The sequence below is a fragment of the Solwaraspora sp. WMMB335 genome (genome assembly GCF_049179075.1).
Taxonomy (GTDB): Bacteria; Actinomycetota; Actinomycetes; order Mycobacteriales; family Micromonosporaceae; genus Micromonospora_E.
This window is the reverse complement of the sequence record NZ_JBMHMF010000001.1, coordinates 6,415,582-6,433,060: the sequence shown is the minus strand read 5'-3', so window position 1 is coordinate 6,433,060 and position 17,479 is coordinate 6,415,582. Positions and strand designations below refer to the sequence as shown.

18 protein-coding genes and 1 riboswitch are annotated in these 17,479 nt (G+C 72.3%); of the genes, 7 read left to right on the top strand and 11 right to left on the bottom strand.

Features of this window, described 5'->3' with window-relative positions:
• Positions 1 to 33 precede the first annotated feature (33 nt).
• Positions 34 to 639, top strand: a complete 606-nt coding sequence (locus tag ACN27F_RS27705; protein WP_421438329.1) for a hypothetical protein — start codon at positions 34 to 36, stop codon at positions 637 to 639.
• Here ACN27F_RS27705 and ACN27F_RS27700 read toward each other — a convergent pair.
• From ACN27F_RS27700 to ACN27F_RS27670, 7 genes are all read right to left on the bottom strand, one after another.
• Positions 636 to 1,358 carry a cupin domain-containing protein gene (locus ACN27F_RS27700; protein ID WP_421438327.1) on the bottom strand — a complete coding sequence of 241 codons (723 nt, stop codon included), beginning with the start codon at positions 1,356 to 1,358 and terminating at the stop codon, positions 636 to 638. The genes ACN27F_RS27705 and ACN27F_RS27700 overlap by 4 nt on opposite strands.
• Positions 1,355 to 2,368, bottom strand: a complete 1,014-nt coding sequence (locus ACN27F_RS27695) for a PmoA family protein (RefSeq protein ID WP_421438325.1) — start codon at positions 2,366 to 2,368, stop codon at positions 1,355 to 1,357. The genes ACN27F_RS27700 and ACN27F_RS27695 overlap by 4 nt, the downstream gene beginning before the upstream one ends.
• On the bottom strand, positions 2,344 to 3,453 hold the full coding sequence (locus ACN27F_RS27690) for a Gfo/Idh/MocA family protein (protein WP_421438323.1): 1,110 nt from the start codon (positions 3,451 to 3,453) through the stop codon (positions 2,344 to 2,346). The genes ACN27F_RS27695 and ACN27F_RS27690 overlap by 25 nt, the downstream gene beginning before the upstream one ends.
• Positions 3,446 to 5,455: an acyl-CoA dehydrogenase family protein gene (locus ACN27F_RS27685; protein WP_421438322.1), complete on the bottom strand. Its 2,010-nt coding sequence runs from the start codon at positions 5,453 to 5,455 to the stop codon at positions 3,446 to 3,448. Before ACN27F_RS27685 ends, ACN27F_RS27690 begins: the two co-directional genes overlap by 8 nt.
• A 140-nt stretch (positions 5,456 to 5,595) precedes the next feature.
• Entirely contained in the window at positions 5,596 to 6,081 is a 486-nt protein-coding gene (locus ACN27F_RS27680) for a DUF6328 family protein (RefSeq protein ID WP_421438320.1), read from the bottom strand.
• An 85-nt stretch (positions 6,082 to 6,166) separates the two neighbouring features.
• Positions 6,167 to 6,940, bottom strand: coding sequence for a TIGR03943 family putative permease subunit (locus ACN27F_RS27675; protein WP_421438318.1), 774 nt, complete (start codon positions 6,938 to 6,940; stop codon positions 6,167 to 6,169).
• Complete coding sequence (locus tag ACN27F_RS27670) at positions 6,937 to 7,932, bottom strand: permease (RefSeq protein ID WP_421440483.1); 996 nt, start codon at positions 7,930 to 7,932, stop codon at positions 6,937 to 6,939. The genes ACN27F_RS27675 and ACN27F_RS27670 overlap by 4 nt, the downstream gene beginning before the upstream one ends.
• A gap of 234 nt (positions 7,933 to 8,166) precedes the next feature.
• Positions 8,167 to 8,270, top strand: a riboswitch (TPP riboswitch).
• Between ACN27F_RS27670 and ACN27F_RS27665 the strand changes: the two genes are divergently transcribed.
• The 6 genes from ACN27F_RS27665 to ACN27F_RS27640 all read left to right on the top strand — a co-directional run bounded on the left by ACN27F_RS27665 (position 8,266) and on the right by ACN27F_RS27640 (position 13,967).
• The gene (locus tag ACN27F_RS27665) at positions 8,266 to 8,865 is read left to right on the top strand and encodes an ECF transporter S component (protein WP_421438316.1); all 600 of its coding nucleotides are present in this window, start codon (positions 8,266 to 8,268) and stop codon (positions 8,863 to 8,865) included. It overlaps the preceding riboswitch by 5 nt.
• Positions 8,862 to 10,319, top strand: a complete 1,458-nt coding sequence (locus tag ACN27F_RS27660; RefSeq protein ID WP_421438315.1) for an ABC transporter ATP-binding protein — start codon at positions 8,862 to 8,864, stop codon at positions 10,317 to 10,319. The genes ACN27F_RS27665 and ACN27F_RS27660 overlap by 4 nt, the downstream gene beginning before the upstream one ends.
• Complete coding sequence (locus ACN27F_RS27655; RefSeq protein WP_421438313.1) at positions 10,316 to 11,113, top strand: energy-coupling factor transporter transmembrane component T family protein; 798 nt, start codon at positions 10,316 to 10,318, stop codon at positions 11,111 to 11,113. Before ACN27F_RS27660 ends, ACN27F_RS27655 begins: the two co-directional genes overlap by 4 nt.
• 203 nt (positions 11,114 to 11,316) lie before the next feature.
• On the top strand, positions 11,317 to 13,032 hold the full coding sequence (locus ACN27F_RS27650) for a PHP domain-containing protein (protein WP_421438311.1): 1,716 nt from the start codon (positions 11,317 to 11,319) through the stop codon (positions 13,030 to 13,032).
• Between the two features lie 23 nt (positions 13,033 to 13,055).
• Positions 13,056 to 13,568 carry a hypothetical protein gene (locus ACN27F_RS27645; protein ID WP_421438309.1) on the top strand — a complete coding sequence of 171 codons (513 nt, stop codon included), beginning with the start codon at positions 13,056 to 13,058 and terminating at the stop codon, positions 13,566 to 13,568.
• A gap of 237 nt (positions 13,569 to 13,805) precedes the next feature.
• Complete coding sequence (locus ACN27F_RS27640) at positions 13,806 to 13,967, top strand: hypothetical protein (protein WP_421438307.1); 162 nt, start codon at positions 13,806 to 13,808, stop codon at positions 13,965 to 13,967.
• Positions 13,968 to 14,269: 302 nt separating this feature from the next.
• Here ACN27F_RS27640 and ACN27F_RS27635 read toward each other — a convergent pair whose 3' ends face one another.
• The 4 genes from ACN27F_RS27635 to ACN27F_RS27620 all read right to left on the bottom strand — a co-directional run bounded on the left by ACN27F_RS27635 (position 14,270) and on the right by ACN27F_RS27620 (position 17,387).
• Complete coding sequence (locus ACN27F_RS27635) at positions 14,270 to 14,515, bottom strand: hypothetical protein (protein WP_421438306.1); 246 nt, start codon at positions 14,513 to 14,515, stop codon at positions 14,270 to 14,272.
• A 274-nt stretch (positions 14,516 to 14,789) separates the two neighbouring features.
• Positions 14,790 to 15,446: a nucleoside/nucleotide kinase family protein gene (locus ACN27F_RS27630; protein WP_421438304.1), complete on the bottom strand. Its 657-nt coding sequence runs from the start codon at positions 15,444 to 15,446 to the stop codon at positions 14,790 to 14,792.
• A gap of 52 nt (positions 15,447 to 15,498) precedes the next feature.
• On the bottom strand, positions 15,499 to 16,134 hold the full coding sequence (locus ACN27F_RS27625; RefSeq protein ID WP_421438302.1) for a LuxR C-terminal-related transcriptional regulator: 636 nt from the start codon (positions 16,132 to 16,134) through the stop codon (positions 15,499 to 15,501).
• On the bottom strand, positions 16,086 to 17,387 hold the full coding sequence (locus ACN27F_RS27620) for a sensor histidine kinase (protein ID WP_421440482.1): 1,302 nt from the start codon (positions 17,385 to 17,387) through the stop codon (positions 16,086 to 16,088). The genes ACN27F_RS27625 and ACN27F_RS27620 overlap by 49 nt, the downstream gene beginning before the upstream one ends.
• Positions 17,388 to 17,479: the final 92 nt, after the last annotated feature.

The window sequence follows — 17,479 nt, the reverse complement described above, 5'->3', positions numbered from 1 at the left end:
GCGCGCCGCCGGGCGGTACGGCACGCTGTGCGCATGCAGATCTACGCTGACCGCTTCCCTGCCGCCGCCCGGCAACTTCTCACCGATCTGATCGTCGCCGCCTGGGTGTACCTGTGGATCCGTGCCGCCATCTGGCTGCACGATCTGGTGAGCCGGCTCGCCGGTGCCGGACGCACTCTGGAGGAAGCCGGCACCGGCCTGGCCGACAATCTCGCCGACCTCGGCGGGCGGGTCGGCCGGGTGCCGCTCGTCGGGAACGAGTTGACCAGCCCGTTCGAGCAGGCCGCCGGGGCAGCGCGCGCGGTCGCCACCGCCGGGCAGGAACAGCAGGACCTGGTGGCGGATCTGGCGCTGGCGCTCGCCGCCGCTGTGTTGATCTTCCCGCTCGGTCTGGTGCTGTTCGGCTGGCTGCCGTTACGGGTCCGCTGGATCCGGCGGGCCAGCGCCGCCGCCGCGCTGCGCCGGGCACCGGCCGGGCAGGACCTGTTGGCGTTGCGGGCACTGGCCACCCGCCCGTTGCGCACGATCGCCGCGCTCGGCCCGGACGTCGCCGCCGGGTGGCGGCGCGGCGATCCCGAGGTGACCGCCGCCCTCGCCGCGCTGGAGCTACGTTCGTTGGGGATGCGAGCGCCGCGCTAATCGGCCGTCACATCGTGGGTACGCAGTCGCCCGCACATCCCCCAGCGCGCCTCGGCGCTGGCGGGTGCCTCGCGCAGGGTCGCCTTTCGCAGGTGCTCGCCGTCGCCGCGTTCGAGCGCGTCCAGCACCTCCGCGGTGTGCGAGGTCTCCCGCGCCACCGTGGCCCGCCAGCGCTGGCGCCAGCCGTCGACCAGTGGCCGCACGAGCGCGGCGGCGCTGTCGTAGAAGTCGGACAGCGCACCCGGATCACCGGCACGCACACTCGCGACCAGACGCCGGAAGCCGGTGACGGCGAGTTCCCGACGGCGGCGTACGGCTTGTTCGATCTGCTCGGGGCAAGCGTCGACGGGCAGCGCGGCGGCCGCTCGGTAGCGGTGCGGATCGGCCACGATCTCGGGTGGGAAAGTCATCACGGCGTCCCCCGCCTCGGGCAGCCCGGCGTTCTGCATCACGACGATCACCTGCAGGTCGCCCTCGTTGACGGCACGGTGGATGGTGCCCGGGGTGAACCACACCGTGCTCCCGGGCCGCAACGGGGTCTCCCGCAGCCCGGCCGGATCCAGGGTCTGCAGCACGCCACGCCCGCCGATCACCACGTACGCCTCGGTCGAGGCGGTGTGCAGGTGCGGGGTGCCACCGGCCAGCCCGTCGGCGCATCGGTCGGGATAGACCGACAGTCTCGTCACCGACGTGCCGCCGGGGAAGCCGACGGCGTTCATCGGTGCGCCACCGCGCCCGTCCGGTCCGGTCCGACACCGGGTGCCGATGGGGCGGTGAACCCGGCCAGGGCGGCGCGGCCCTGCTCGGCCAGGGCGGCGGTGCCATGATCGCCACGATCTCCGGCCGCGATGACGACGGCGTAACGGAAGGTGATCGTCGCATCGGGCGCGACCGCGAGTTCGGCGCTGAAGAACGGGGCCGGGCACAGGCACGCGAACATCTCGCTGCGGGCGAACCACTGCGGCGGATGATCGGGGTTGCCGGTGTCGTCGACCATCACGACCGTCGACGCCCGGTCGGTCCCGTCGTGTCGGCCCCGGAACGCGAACCACTCGGCGCGGCTACCGCGCAGGTCGTCACCACCGCTGCCGGCCGGGGACTGGATCGTACCGCCGGTGAAGGACCGGGGTCCGCGCCAGAACAGGCCGCCGTAGCCGGCGTTGTCGCGGCCCTTGGTGGTCGGTGAGCCGATGTGCAGCGGCGTCCCCGACACGTTGCGCATCGCGGTCTCGAACAGCAGCACCCAGCTGGTCGGATCGGCCACGGTCGCGGCGAGCCGCCGGTGCTCGTCGATGACCGGCAGGCCGGCCTGTGAGGTCCAGTCGAGCCGGTGGGCGAGCTCGGCCCGTGCGCCGTCGACCGACAGGGCGGTCAGTTCCCGGTGTACGGCGCTGCCGTTGTTGGCCAGCTGCCGGTAGCCGACGCCGCGCAGGTACGTCGGACCGCCCCAGAAGTTGTGCTCGCCGACGTGCGGCAGCGACCAGGCGATCCCCTTGTGCCAGACGTGGTCGTGCGGCCGGAACAGAGTGACCACGTCGCCGGCGAGGGTACGGACCGGATGCAGGTACGGCTTCGGCGACTCCAGCTGCGCGGTGTCCGGCCGGTACGTGTACCTGAACAGCTCGACGCCGCCGGCGGTGACCGTGACGCCGCGGCCCACCGAGTGGTCCGCACCGAGATCCACCGTTGCCTCGCCGTCGTGGTTCACCGGCGTGTCGCCGCCTGCCATGGCGCTCCTGTTCCGTCCATCCGATGGGCGAAAGGGTGGTTCGGTCCGATCTCCCCACGGTGGACTCGCTCGCCGGTGAACGCCGAGGCGTACAGCGCGGCGATGAACTCCATGGTGATCCGGGTGTCGGCGAGGTCCACCGGGGGTGGCCGACCGGCGTCCAACGCGTCGAGCACGGCGGCCACCTGCCGGCCGTGCCCGCTGGGCGGGCCGGCCGGGTCGGCGTGCCACCGGGCGGCGACGTCGTCGTGGCCCGGGGTCGCGGTGATCGTCCAGTCGGCGCTGGTGTAGCCGTAGAGGTGGTCGAGCTCGACGGTGGCGTACTCGTAATCGAACCGCAGCGCGGAGGTCTGCCGGGGCGACACGACCGAGTTGACCACCGACGCCACCGTGCCGTCGGGGAAGGTGACCAGCGCCATCGAGACGTCCTCGGTCTGCACGTCGCGGGCCCGCCGGACGGCGAGCGCCGTCACCGACTCCCACGGCCCGAGTACCGACAGCAGCAGGTCGAACTGATGGATGCCGTGCCCCATGGTCGGGCCGCCGCCTTCGGTGTCCCAGCGCCCACGCCACGGTACGGCGAAGTAGGCGTCGTCGCGGTACCACTGCGTCAGGCAGGTGGCCAGCAGCGGCCGGCCGAGCTCACCGGCCGCCGCCATCCGGCGTAGCCGGGCCGCCGCGGCACCGAACCGGTGCTGGAACACGGTGGCGACGGACCCGGTCGACCGGGACTGGGCCGCGATCAGCGCGTCGAGCTCGGCCAGCGACATGGTCGGCGGCTTCTCCACCAGTACGCTGGCCCCGGCGGCCAGCACCTGCAGCGCCAGCGGGGCATGGTGGGCCGGTGGGGTGCACAGGTGAACGAGGTCCACCGCCTCCCGCTGCAGCAGGGCAGTGAGGTCCGGCGAGACCCGGGGCACCGACCAGGTGCGGGCGAACGCCGTCGCCCGGTCCGGATCGAGGTCGACGACGGCGACGAGGTCCGCCCGTCCGACGTGTTCGCGCAGTGCCTGGGCGTGTGCGGCGGCGATGGCCCCGGTGCCGACGATCGCACAGCGGTAGCTGCGCTGACCGGGCTCAGACACCGGCGTCACCGGCCGACGCGCTCGGATCCGTACCCGGGCCCGGGTCGGCTTCCGCATCCGGATCGGGTATCCGGCGGCGTACGTCGGTCTGGGTCGACGGTCCGGGCTGCCAGTGGGCCACCTGTGGACGGTCCTCGGCCGGTGGCACCACGCCGGCCTCCAGGAAGGCGTACCGTCCGGCGAGGATCCGCTTGGCCGCGGTGACGTCGAGCGCGTCGGTGTTCTCCCACAGGCCGGTAAACAGGGCATCGGCGCGCAGCCGGGCCTGCCGGCAGAACAGATCGGCCAGTTCCATCCCCGCCGGCTGGGCTTCCCGCTCGCCCCGGGCCCGTACGCAGACCGCGGCCATCGCGAACAGCTCCGCGCCGATGTCGACGATCCGGGCCAGGAAGGCCTGCCGGCGTTCCAGCTTGCCCTGCCAGCGTGACATCGCGTAGAAGGTGGAGCGGGCGAGCCGGCGGCTGGCCCGTTCCACGTAGCGCAAGTGCCCGGCGAGCGGACCGTACTCGGCGTACCCGGTGGGGTTGTGGCCCTGGCCGACCGCGAGGGTCGGCAGCCAGCGGGCGTAGAAGGCGCCGGCGCGGGCGCCAGCACGCGCCTTGCGGCCAAGCCCGGCGTCCGGGTCGATGATGTCGCCGGCCACCGACAGGTGCGCGTCGACGGCCTCCCGGGCGATCAGCAGGTGCATGATCTCGGTCGAGCCTTCGAAGATCCGGTTGATCCGCAGGTCACGCAGCAGCTGCTCGACGGCGACCGGCCGCTCGCCCCGGGCTGCCAGGGACTCGGCGGTCTCGTAGCCGCGCCCGCCGCGCAGCTGCACCAGCTCGTCGGCGACCTGCCAGGCGAGTTCACTGGCGTAGAGCTTGACCAGAGCCGCCTCGATCCGGATGTCGTTGCGGTCGTCGTCGGCCAGCAGGCAGCACAGCTCCAACATGGTTTCCATGCCGTAGGTGCTGGCGGCGATGAAGGCGAGTTTCTTGGCAACCGCCTCGTGCTCGCCGACCGGGCGGCCCCACTGAACCCGCTCGGCGGCCCAGTGCCGGGCCACGTTCAACGACCACTTGCCGGCACCGACGCACATCGCCGGCAGCGACAGCCGCCCAGTGTTCAGCGTGCTGAGCGCGATCCGCAGGCCACGGCCTTCGCCGCCGATCACGTTCCCGGCAGGTACGAAGACGTCGTGGAACCGGGTGACGCTGTTTTCCAACCCGCGCAGGCCGAGAAAGGCGTTGCGCCGCTCGACGGTGATCCCCGCACTGTCGCCCTCGACCACGAACGCGGTGATCCCGCCCCGGCGGCCCTCGCCGGCCGGCACCCGGGCCATCACCACCAGCAAGGTGGCGATCGTGCCGTTGGTCGCCCACAGCTTGACCCCGTTGAGCCGGTAGCCGGTGCCGTCCGGGGTCGGTTCGGCGGTCGTCGCCAACCGGGCCGGGTCGGAGCCGACGTCGGGCTCGGTGAGCAGGAACGCGGAGACCTCACCGGCGGCGAGTCGGGGCAGATAGCGCCGCTTCTGCTCGTCGCTGCCGAACATCTTCAGCGGCTGCGGCACTCCGATCGACTGATGGGCCGACAGCAGCGCGCCGATCGCCGGGCTGACCGAGCCGGCGAGCATCAACGCCCGGCAGTAGTGCAGGTTGGACAGCCCGAGCCCACCGTACCCCGGGTCGATCTTCATGCCGAAGGCACCGAGGGCGGCCAGTCCGTGGAACACCTCGTCGGGGATGTGCGCGTCCCGCTCGATCGCCGCACCGTCGAGATGCGACCGGACGTACTCGTCGAGCCGGCCGAGGAACTCATCGGCACTCGCGGCGGCAGCCGGATCCGGTCGCGGCCACGGATCGATCAGATCGAGCCGCAGCCGGCCGAGGAACAGTTCCTTGCCGAAGCTCGGCTTGTCCCAGCCCTGGTCGCGGGCGTCCTCGGCGACCTGGCGGGCCTGGCGTTCGGTCACCTCACCGGCCGGGTCGTGCGTCGGCCGGTCGTTGTCCGTCGTGGTCACGGCCACCTCCTCGGGTTACGCCTGCGGTGACGCGACGGGTGTGCCACCTGTCACGCTACCCGCGACGTACTACCCACCGGTAGGGCCGTCCGACGCCCACCCGCGCCGTCGGCGTTCGGCCGCTCCTCGGCCTCGTCGCTTCACCCGTCGGCGCCCTCCTCGTCGTCGTCGCCTTCCAGCCAGCCACGGTGCACGACCGGCAGCACCGCCCAGAACGTCAGCAGCCAGATCGCCGTTGCTCCACTGAGCACGAAGGCCACCGGGCGGGGCAGGATGAAGTCGGTGACCAGCAGCACCGAGCTGACCATCGAGATCAGCATGAAGGCGAGTCCACCACTGGCCATCCGGTGCGCGAACCGCACCAGTTCGGGTTTGCGGCCCTGCCGGAACAACATCCGGTGGAACGCCACCGGCGAAATGATCATTGCTGCCGCAGCGGCGGCGGCCAGCAACGCCACCACGTAGACGTCCCGCTGGAAGCCGGTCGTCTCCGGGAACCTCCCGTTGAACGGCAACGTCAGCAGGAACGCGAAAAGGATCTGCACGCCGGTCTGGGCGACCCGCAGCTCCTGCAACAGGTCCCCGAAGTTGCGCTGCCAGCGCTCCTTCTCGGTCTCCCGGTCCATGTCCGCCTATCGTCCTTCCACCGGCCGTGCCGCCGTCGAGACAGCAGCCAGTCAGGTGCCCGGAACCGGCGCTCGGGAAACCGCCCTACTCGTACTGCTGCCTCGGTGCCTCGATCCGCTGCCACGAGGAGACCTCCAGATACGGAATGCTGGCACCGTTGACCGGATCGGTACCGATGCGGTCGGTGTACCGGCCGACCGCCTCGATCCAGGTGTCCGGGGCCAGCCCGGTCGGCGCGTCGCCGGCCAGGCCGACCTTGATCGGGCGCCCGTCCGCCGCGCAGCAGGTGAGCACGATCCGGGCCAGCATCGACTCACCGTCCGGTCCGTCGATCATGAACCCACGCAGCTGCACGGTGCGGCCCTGCAGCGAGGCACCCTCGTCGAAGATCGCCCGGGAGGCGTAGTCGAGCACGCTGATCTTCGCCGGATCGCCCTCGGGCAACGGCGGGTAGTCCGACGACATCTGATCGCCGCTGAGCGCGGTGCCGGCCTGGGCGACCGCGTACGAGCCCAGCGCCGGCGGGGCGACCAGCAACAGGCCGAGCACCGGCAGGATCAGCAGCCAGCCGATCCGTGGCTCGTGGTGCACGTGTCCGTCGCCATGGCCGCCGCCATCGCCGGCGGCACCGTGGCCCTCACCGGCGCGGCTGCCGGTGGTCACGACGGGTGCCGGCGGTCGACGGCGCAGGTCGTGCCAGAGCGTCATCACCGCCGCGGCGATCAGCAGCAGTCCGGACGCGATCAGGAACGGCTGCAGCGACTCCTTGACGTAGCGCAGGTACATGTCGGTGACGCTGGCCCTGACCACCGCGCCGCCCAGCAGCAGCAACACCACCCCTTGCGCCTGCTTGTTCACAGCAGCACCGTCCCTACCGCGACCGCCACCACGACGGCGGTCAGCAACGTGGCCGGGGCGAACCGCAAGGCGAACCGCCGCCCGAACGTGCCGGCCTGCATCGAGATCAGCTTGAGGTCGACCATCGGCCCGACCACCAGGAAGACCAGCCGGGAGGTCAGCGAGAACTGCGACAGCGACGCGGCGACGAACGCGTCGGCCTCCGAACAGATCGACAACAGTACGGCGAGAGCGGCCAGGGCCAGCACCGACAGCACCGGGTTGTCGGCCAGCGTCTGCAACCACCATTCGGGCACCAGCACGTTGATGCTGGCCGCGGCCATCGCCCCGATCACCAGGAAGCCACCGGCGTGCATGATGTCGTGCCGTACCGCCGCCCAGAACGCCCGGGCCCGGGACAGGTCGTCCAGGTCCGGCCGGTACGGCAGCCGGATCCAGTCCGTCTTGCCCAGCCGCAGCCACAGCCAGCCCATGACCACCGCGACCGCGAGGCTGGCGACGCCGCGACCGAGCACCATCTCCGGGTTGTTCGGAAACGCGACAGCGGTCGCGACCAGCACGATCGGGTTGATCGCCGGGGCGGCGAGCAGGAAGGTCAGGGCCGCGGCGGGAGCCACCCCACGGCGGATCAGCGAGCCGGCGATCGGCACCGAGCCGCACTCACAGCCGGGCAGTACCACCCCGGCCGCGCCGGCCACCGGAACCGCCAGCGCCGGGTGCCGGGGCAGCGCCTTGGCCCAGAAGGACCGCGGTACGAAGACCGCGATCACCGCCGAGAGCGCCACACCGAAGACGAGAAACGGCATCGCCTGGACCATCACCGACACGAACACGGTGGTCCAGGTCTGCAGCCGGGGATCGGAGATCAGATTGGCCAGCGGCTCCCGGAAGATCACCAGGCCGATCAGCAGGAACGCCAGGACCTCGACGGAGCCGACCCGGTCACCGAGCAACCGGCGCCGGGGCGGTCGTGGCGCACGGGGTGAGCTGATCGTGCCGGCCGACGGTGGCGCGTCCCCACCCGGGGCGCCCCAGTCGATCTCCTCCCCCGGACGCGGCGGGCGGGTGGTGGTGCGGTCGGCAGCGGTCACCGCAGGTTCGGCCCTTCGCTGGGAAGAAAAGCGGACAGCTCACGATAACCCGCGCCGGGGTGTCGACCACCACATCGACGGATCAGCCCCTGTGCGCACCGGTGGCACCGGTGCTAGCGTCAGCGAAAACAACCTCATGTCCGACAGGGGAGCGCGCGTAGCGCTGAGAGTGCGGTGATCCGCAGACCCTCGAACCTGATCTGGGTAATGCCAGCGCAGGGAGTTGGAGTCAATATGACAGAGCAACCGGTGCCCGCCGCCCGCCGCTGGCGCACCGTCGACATCGTGGTCGCCTCGGTGATCGCCGTCGCCTTCGGCGTGGTCTTCTGGCTGTGGGGGCTGATCTGGGCCGCCACCGAGGCCGGCTTCTCGTTCTTCCCGCCCGCCCAGGCCGTGCTGTACGGGGTGTGGCTGGTCCCCGCCGTGCTCGGCGCACTGATCATCCGCAAGCCGGGCGCGGCGCTGTACTGCGAACTGGTCGCCGCGATCGTCTCCGCCGCGCTGGGCAGCCAGTGGGGCGCGATCGTCGTGCTGCAGGGCCTGGCCCAGGGCGTCGGTGCCGAGCTGGTCTTCCTCGCCGTGGCGTACCACTCGTTCCGGCTGCCGGTGGCGCTGGCCGCCGGCACCGCGGCCGGGCTCGGCGCGGCCGTCTTCGATCAGATCCGCTACTACGCGCCGTACGACCTGGTCACGTTCCGGGTGCCGATCTTCCTGATCACGGTGGTCAGTGCGACGGTGCTGGCCGGAGCCGGCAGCGCCGCGTTGACCCGGGCACTGGCCCGCACCGGGGTGCTGGACCGGTTTCCGGCAGGGCGCGACCGCGCCACCGTGTGAATCGGCCGGCGCCGGGCGGGCCGGCGGCACCCGGGCCGGTTCGGCTGGAGCTGCGCGGGTTCGGCTGGCGGCACGCCGGGCGGCGGTCCTGGGCGGTCCGCGACGTCGACCTGCGCGTCGAGGAAGGCGAACGGGTCCTGCTGCTCGGCGCCTCCGGAGCAGGCAAGAGCACCCTGCTGGCGGCGCTGGCCGGGCTGCTGCCGACCGACTCCGGCGAGCGGGCCGGCACCGTCGCCGTCGACGGGCTCGACCCGCACCAGGCCCGGGAGCGGGTCGGCATCGTGTTCCAGGATCCACAGACCCAGCTGGTGATGGCGCGCAGCGGCGACGACGTGGCGTTCGGACTGGAAAACCGTGGGGTGCCGGCGGACCGGATCTGGCCACGGGTGGACGCCGCGCTGGCCCGGGTCGGCTTCCGGTACGCCCGGGACCGGCCCACCGCCGCCCTGTCCGGCGGTGAACAGCAGCGCCTCGCCCTGGCCGGGGTGCTCGCGTTGCGACCGGCCCTGCTGCTGCTCGACGAGCCGACCGCCAACCTCGACCCGGCCGGCGCGGCGCTGGTACGCGAGGCGCTGACCGGCGCGCTCGCCGGTGACCGGCGGACCACGATGGTCCTGGTCGAACACCGGGTCGCCGAGGCGCTTCCGTTGGTCGACCGGGTGGTGGTGCTGGAGCCGGGCGGCGGGGTACGGGCCGACGGCCCGCCGGCGGAGGTCTTCCGACGCCACGGTGCGGAGCTCGCCGCCGCCGGGGTGTGGGTGCCCGGCCGGCCACTGCCGGTACGCCGGGCCGGCGCACCGGCCGGCGAGATACTGCTGCACGTCGATCGGGTCGGCCAGCCGCCGAGGCTCGCCACCCTCGCCGGGCAGCTGCCGGTCCGGGCCGGTGAGACGCTCGCCGTACTCGGGCCCAACGGGGTGGGCAAGACCACCCTGGCGCTGCTGCTCGGCGGGCTGGCCGCACCGGGCACCGGGACGGTACGCGCCACCATCGCGTTGACCGGCGGGCGGGTCGGTGCGGCACCGCACCGATGGCGGGCGCCGGAGCTGGTCCGCCGGATCGGCACCGTGTTCCAGAATCCGGAGCACCAGTTCGTCACCGCCTCGGTCGCCGACGAGCTGGCCGTCGGCCCACGTCGCTGCGGCATGCCGGCGCCGGCGGTCGGCCGGGTGGTCGACGAGCTGCTCGGGCGGCTGCGGCTGGACCGGCTGGCGCGGGCCAACCCGTACACCCTCTCCGGTGGTGAGGCGCGCCGGCTCAGCGTGGCGACCGCCCTGGCCACCGCGCCCGGCCTGCTGGTGCTCGACGAGCCGACCTTCGGCCAGGACCGGCGCACCTGGATCGAGCTGGTCGGCCTGCTCGCCGAGGTGCGCGACGCCGGGCACGCCATCGTGGCGGTCACCCACGACGCGGCCTTCGTCGACGCTTTGGCCGACCGGCGGCTGACCCTGTGATCGACAGCTCGGCGCCCGTCGGCCAGCGGCTGCTCGCCCGGCGCAACCCGGTGGCGAAGCTCGCGGCGGCGTTGATCCTTTCGGTGCTGCTGCTGGCCACTCTCGACCCGGTGGCTCCGGCGGTGGCCCTGGCGGCCGAACTGGCCGCCGTCCCGCTGTTCGGGCTGCGGTACGCCACCGTGCTGCGCCGGATGGCACCGTTGCTGCTCAGCGCCGCCGGGGTGCTGGTCACGCTGGTGTTGTTCGCCGCCGAGCGTAGCGGTGCGGTGCTGCTGGCCGCCGGACCGCTGACCGTGACGACCGGAGTCCTGCTCACCGCGCTCGGCCTGGCGTTGCGCCTGCTCGCCGTGGCGTTGCCGGGCGTGCTGGTGTTCGCCACCACCGACCCGACCGATCTGGCCGACGCGCTGATCCAGAACGTTCGGGCACCGGCCCGGTTCGCCATCGGCGCGCTGGCCGCGTTCCGGCTGGTGCCGCTGCTGAGTGCGGAGTGGCGGCTGCTGGCGATGGCCCGGCGGGCACGCGGGGTGGACGCCGGGCGCAACCCGGCGCGCCGGATCCAGCAGTTCGCGGCGACGAGTTTCGGGTTGCTGGTGCTGGCGATCCGCCGGGGCACCCGGCTGGCCACCGCGATGGACGCCCGGGGCTTCGACGCCGGGGTTCCCCGCACCAGCGCCCGCCGGCAGCGGTTCACCCTCGCGGACGCGACCCTGATCGCCGGGGCGGGCGGGCTCGGCGTGCTGGCGTTGGCCCTCGCCGTCGCGGCCGGCACGTTCCGCCCACTCGTCAGCTGACCCCCGCACGGCCGCGGGCGGCAGCCGGCCACACACGGTGCACAGCAGGGCACGAAGATCGGCAGGTCACGCCAGGTGTCACAAATGCACATATGACAACACCTTCACACCTTGTGCGCCGTCACGACGTGGTCCCGTCGCCTGCTGTTTCCCCGTCTCCACGAGATTGACCGCGTCAAGTTGACCGGGAAGGCGGAGCAGGGATGGGCCACCACCATCAGCACGACCACACGCACGACCACACGCACACCGGTGCCGACGTGCCGGCCGCGCTCGACACCTCGGTGCCGGACAGTGAACTGTCCCCGGCCGAGGCGTCCCGGCGCGGTTTCCTGCGCGGTGCCGGTCTGCTCGGCGCCGGCGCGGCCGCGTCGGTGCTGGCCGGCGGGCACGCCGCGCACGCGGCCACGGCCGGCGACCACAGCGGCTCCGGCACCGGCGGCGACCAGGCCGACGACGGCGAGTTCGTCTGGCTGGCCGGCGACCACCACATCCACACCCAGTACAGCTCGGACGCCATGTACCGGGTGATCGACCAGGCCCAGCACGCCCGCGCGTACAGGCTGGACTGGATGGTCATCACCGACCACGGCAACGCCACCCACTCGCGCATCGGCGTGGAGAAGGTCAACCCGGACATCGTCGCCACCCGCCAGGAAATCAAGGACCTGCTGATCTACCAGGGTCTGGAGTGGAACATCCCGGCCGCCGAGCACGGCACGGTCTTCGTCCAGCCGGGCCCGAACGAGGTCGCCGTACTCAAGCAGTTCGAGACCGACTACGACGGCTCGGTGACCGGCACCAGCAACCCGAGCCCGGAGAACGAGGCGCTCGCGGTCGCCGGCATCAGGTTCCTCGCCGAAGAGGTCCGCAACCGCCGGATCGGCGGGGCGCTGTTCCTGGCCAACCACCCGGCCCGGCGGGGTGTCGACTCGCCGCACGAGATCCGCGCCTGGCGCGACGCCGACCCGAGCGTGGCGGTCGGCATGGAGGGTGCGCCCGGACACCAGGCCTCCGGCCTGCCCGCGCCGAACGGCCCCGGCCGGGGCCGGGGCTACTACGAGGGCAGCCCGTCGGCGGCGTCGTTCCCCGGCTACCCGTTGGAGAGCTACCGCACCTGGGGCGGGTTCGACTGGATGACCGCCACCGTGGGCGGGCTGTGGGACAGCCTGCTCACCGAGGGCAAGCCGTGGTGGATCAGTGCCAACTCCGACTCGCACATCAACTACCTGACCACCTCGATGCGCGGACCGGACAGCGACTGGAACGCCGACGGCAAGTACAACGACCCGGTGTACGGGCCGCTGATCACCACCGCCGGTGACTTCTGGCCCGGCCAGTACAGCCGGACCCACGTCGGCGCGCAGGCGTTCGGCTACCGGGCCGTGATGGACGCGATCCGGGCCGGCCGGGTCTGGGTGGACCACGGCGGCCTGATCCGTGGCCTGGAGATGCGGGCCAGCCGACTGAACGACCAGCGGCCGGGTGCCGGTGCCACACTCGGCGGCACGTTGAAGATCAAGAGTGGTACGTCGGTCGTGGTGACCCTGGACATCGACCTGGCCACCACCCCCAACTGGGCGCAGTTCGTGCCGCAGCTGGCCAGGGTGGACCTGATCGTGGGCGACGTGACCGGCCCGGTCGACGACGCGGACAGTTTCACCGCGCCGAGCACCCGGGTCGCCGCCTCGTTCGAGGTGCAGCCCGGCCGCAAACGGGTGTCGTTCAGCTACCCGCTGGGCCGGGTCGACCGGCCGATGTACGTGCGGGTGCGCGGCACCGACGGCAAGCGCGGCGCACCCGGCCTGATGGGCGCTGCGGTCGACCCGTACGGCCCGGCGATGGACGTGATGGGCGACGCCGACCCCTGGCTCGACCTGTGGTTCTACGGCAACCCGATCTGGATCCTGCCATCCTGACCGCCACCGCCACCGCCACCGCCATGACGATCATCGGAATCAGCCTGGGGCACGCCGACGACCGCGCCGCCGAACACTGGCTGCACGACGTGGTCCGGCCGGCGGACGTGCCCGGACTCTTCGCCTGCACCCATCTGGTCCGTGCGCCCCGCCCGCACGTGGCGATCAGCCTGGCCGCCCCGGACGGGCTGCCGGACGGCCTGCCCGCCTGCGCCGCCGAGTTCGCCCCGGCGGCGCAGGTGGCGGCGGCTGAGCACCGCCAGCTCAGCTCGGGCCGGGCGGTGCTCTACCCCGGCGTCGAGTCGCTGGTCGGTGAGCTCAGCGTCGCGGAGCTGCTCGAACGCAGCGCGATCGAGCAGGTCACGCTGCTCGGCGGCGCACAGCCGCAGGACGACATTCGCTTGGAGACCCGGGACTTCGTCCGGCCACAGTGGATCAACGGGGTGCTGACGTTGATCGTCGCACCGGTCGGGGCCGGCCGGATCGCCCCGTTCGAGTTGCCCGACCCGACCCCCTGCTGCGCGGACAAGCACTGAGCGGACGGCACGCCGCGAGGCGCACCCTTTCCAGCCTCCGGTGCTGGTCACAGCCTGTGGCCAGCACCGGAGGCAGTCACATGCTTGACGGCCTTCCCTTGCCGGAGCCGTGAGGTGACGCTGACGCACCCTAAAACGCGAGAATAAGGTGCGTCAGCGTCACCTCGCTAGGCGGCGCCCGGCCGGTCCAGTACGCGTTGATCTGATCTTGAGCCTCTCCTCGGTGACCTCGTGTGGATGGAACAGCAGGTGGATGGCTCCATCGAGGTCCAGCCGCCGGATGCCGATCCCGTAGACCGGTTCGAGCACCGCCGGGTCGAGCACCGCCGGGTCGAGCACCTCGTCCGTGCTGCCGGCGGCAGGCTCCAGGTCATCTCGGCGGGGAGCCCGACGAGCTGATGTCCGATGATCTTGGCAACGGTCGTCGGTGCGATCCCGATGGCGCCGGAGCCGACCGCCGCCACCGTGGTCGCCAGCAGCCCAGGGTCAGAGCGACCAGCCAGGCGGCGGTCCGGCGCCGCTGGGTGGCGACGCCGAGCGGATCCGCCTCCATCGCCAGCAGGGTGGCTGCCACCGACCCACCCCCAGGCGCCCGGATATTGCTGTTGCCATTGACTGGCAAAAAGTTAGCAGCAAGATCACGGGATCGGACGGCGGTGAGTCAGTGTTCACCTCCCCCGTCGACCAGCGCAGACCGGTGTTCAGCTGCGCCGGAACTGGTAGTTGCGGCCTGCGCCGGCCCGCTGACCGCGACCGGTCACGCGGCCGGACCGGACACCCTTCGGCTGCGGACCGGCAGCCGGCGTCACCGGCCGGGCGAGACGCCGTACCTCGGCGGGCAGCTCCACCTCAGGCAGGGCGAGCTCACCCGAGTCGAGCTCACCCTGGGCGAGATCGGGCACGGTGAATCCAAGCGTCGTCGTGTCTCGTTCTGGTCGTTCCGCCATCTGAGAACCTCCTGGCTGCGCAACCGCCACAGACATCCGCAGCGGTGACGGGCAAATGCGGCAGGCGGGCGCCGGAGGCATCGACAACGGCCTACGGCCGAGGCGGTGTCGGGGCGGTGTCGGGGTGGTGCCGACACGAGGATCGGACAACCGGTACGCCGTAACGCCCGCAGAGCCGACCCGGCCGGCGGAAACGCGTACGGCTCGGATCGACGGCGGCCGCCGAGCGGCCGCGGTACTGCGAGAAAAGCGTCAGTAGCGCATGACCGTCACGCTAACCGGTGCGCTCCCCTGGCGCACCCGAATTACCCATGTCCACGATCAGGTCGGCCCGGTCACGGCCGGCCTCGATCAACCGGGCGTTGGGATCGTCGACGGCCGACACCCACCGTCGCGCCTCGTCCTCGGTCTTGCCGAACTCGACGTGCCGGCCGACCAGCCGCTCCCGGCGTACGGCGTCGTCGAGCTGGCAGTACCACACCTCGGCCAGCTCGGCCCGGACCAGCGGCCAGGGGTCGGCCTCAGCGAGCAGGTAGTTGCCTTCGGTGACGACCAGCCGGGCCGCCGGGGTGACCGGGACGGTGCCGGCGATCGGCTGTTCCAGATCGCGTTCGAAACCCGGCGCCCAGATGGTCCGCTGCCGGTCGGTGCGCACGCGGCGCAGCAGGGCCAGGTAGCCGGCGCCGTCGAAGGTGTCGATGGCGCCCTTGCGGTCCCGCCGGCCGAGCAGCTCCAGCGCGGCGTCGGACAGGTGGAACCCGTCCATCGGCACCAGTGTCGCCGGCTCCCCGAGCCGGCGCAGCTCGGCGACCAGCAGCGCGGCCAGGGTGGACTTGCCCGCCGCCGGGCAGCCGGCGATGCCGAGGATCACCCGCTGGTCGTGGTCGGTCCGGCCGAGCCGGCGGACCCGGGCCACGAGGTCGTCAAGCATTCGCCACCCCAATGGGTTTCACCGGTACGCGCACACCGTCCATGTCCGAGGGTCAGGCGTTGAGGTAGGCCAGGACGGCGAGGACCCGGCGGTTGTCGTCGTCCGAGGGCGGGATGTCGAGTTTCATCAGGATGTTGCCGATGTGCTTGCTGACCGCCTTCTCGGTTATCCCGAGCTTCGCGGCGATCGCCGCGTTCGACCGTCCTTCGGCCATCTCCCGGAGCACCTCCCGTTCCCGCGCGGTGAGCGCCGCCAGCGGCTCCCGGCGGGCGAGGAGTTGTGAGATCACCTCGGGGTCCATGGCGGTGCCGCCGTCGGCGACCCGGCGGATCGCGTCGACGAACGCCGCGACGTTGGACACCCGGTCCTTGAGCAGGTAGCCGACGCCACCGTGCGAGGTGCTCAACAGTTCGCGGGCGTACATCGGCTCGACGTGCTGGGAGAGCACGAGCACCGGCAGGCCGGGGATCTGGGTACGGGCCGCGATGGCGGCCTGCAGACCCTCGTCGGTGAAGGTCGGCGGAAGACGCACGTCGAGGACCGCCACCTGCGGCCGGTGGGTGAGCAGGGCGGGCAGCAGGGCCGGGCCGTTGTCGACGGCGGCGACGACGTCGAAGTCGAACGCCTGCAGCAGCCGGGTCAGTCCGTCTCGGAGGAGTGCATGATCCTCGGCGATGACAACACGCACGGCAGCTCCATGGTGACGACGGTGGGTCCCCCAGGCGGACTCGACAAGGTCATCGTGCCATCGAACACGGCGAGGCGGCGTTCGATGCCACGCAGCCCGGTGCCGGTGGTCGCGTCGGCCCCGCCTCTGCCGTCGTCGGTGACCTCCATCGTCAGCATGCCGTCGGCGTGCCGCAGCGACACCGATCCGTGGTGGGCCCGGCTGTGTCGGATCATGTTGGTCAGGGTCTCCGCGACGGCGAAGTACGCCGCGGATTCGACGGGTGTGTCGAGCCGGCCGGGCAGGTCGACGTCGACCGAGATCGGCACCGGCAGGCTGAGCGCCAAGGCGCGCACCGCGCCGCCGAGACCCCGTTCCGCGAGCACGGGCGGGTGGATGCCACGGACGAGGTGCCGCAGTTCGACCAGCGCCGTACCGCTGGCTACCCGCGCTTCGCCGAGCATCTCCCGGGCCGCCGCCGGGTTACGGTCGATCAACTCGTCGGCGAGGCCGATCATCATGCCCAGCGAGACCAGCCGTGCCTGGACGCCGTCGTGCAGGTCGCGCTCGATGCGGCGCAACTCGGCCGCCTGGGCGTCGACGGTGTCGGCGCGCGTCACGGTCAGTTGGGTCACCCGCAGCCGCAGTTCCGCCGCCCGGGTCGGGGCGAGGAATAGCCAGGCGAACAGGGCGTCGACCCGCCGCAGCCACGGCGCCAGCCACAGCCCGCCGACGAGGAGGGCAGCGCCCTGCGGCACGCAGAGCAGTGCCCCGGCGACGGTGTCGACGGACCAGACGACCCCGTAGCCGTACCACCCGGTGCCGAGCCAGATCCACAGCGGGGCCAGCGTCAGACCCACCAGCCCGTACAGCGGGATGACCACGCAGATCAGGCCCAGGCCGAACCCGACGACGGCGCCGGGCACGAGCCAGGCGAGATCACGCCAGGTGGCCGGGTCCGTCACCGTCCATCGGAAGCGCTGCCAGCCGCCGGCCACCGCCCGTTCCGGTGGCGGATGGTACGGACGCGCGACGAGCACCCCCGTCCGGGCGGCGAGCAGGCGCTCAAGATTGGCCCGCTTGCGGACCAGTGTCATCGTCCACGGCACGATCGCCAGGCCGAGGAACGGCACCGGGGCCAGTGCCAGCGCGCCGATCGACACGGCGAGCAGCGGGATGTTGGTGACCGCCAGGCCGGTCGCGGACAGGCCGGCCAGCACGGCGTTCACGCCGCGTCGAACCCATCGGCCCACCCGCTCACCATCCCCGGCCATGCTCACGGCTCATATTGTGCCTGCGCGTTCGCCGCCCGATGGTGGTGCCAGCACTACCGACGGGAGGGGCGTAGCGCTCCTGACGACGCCGC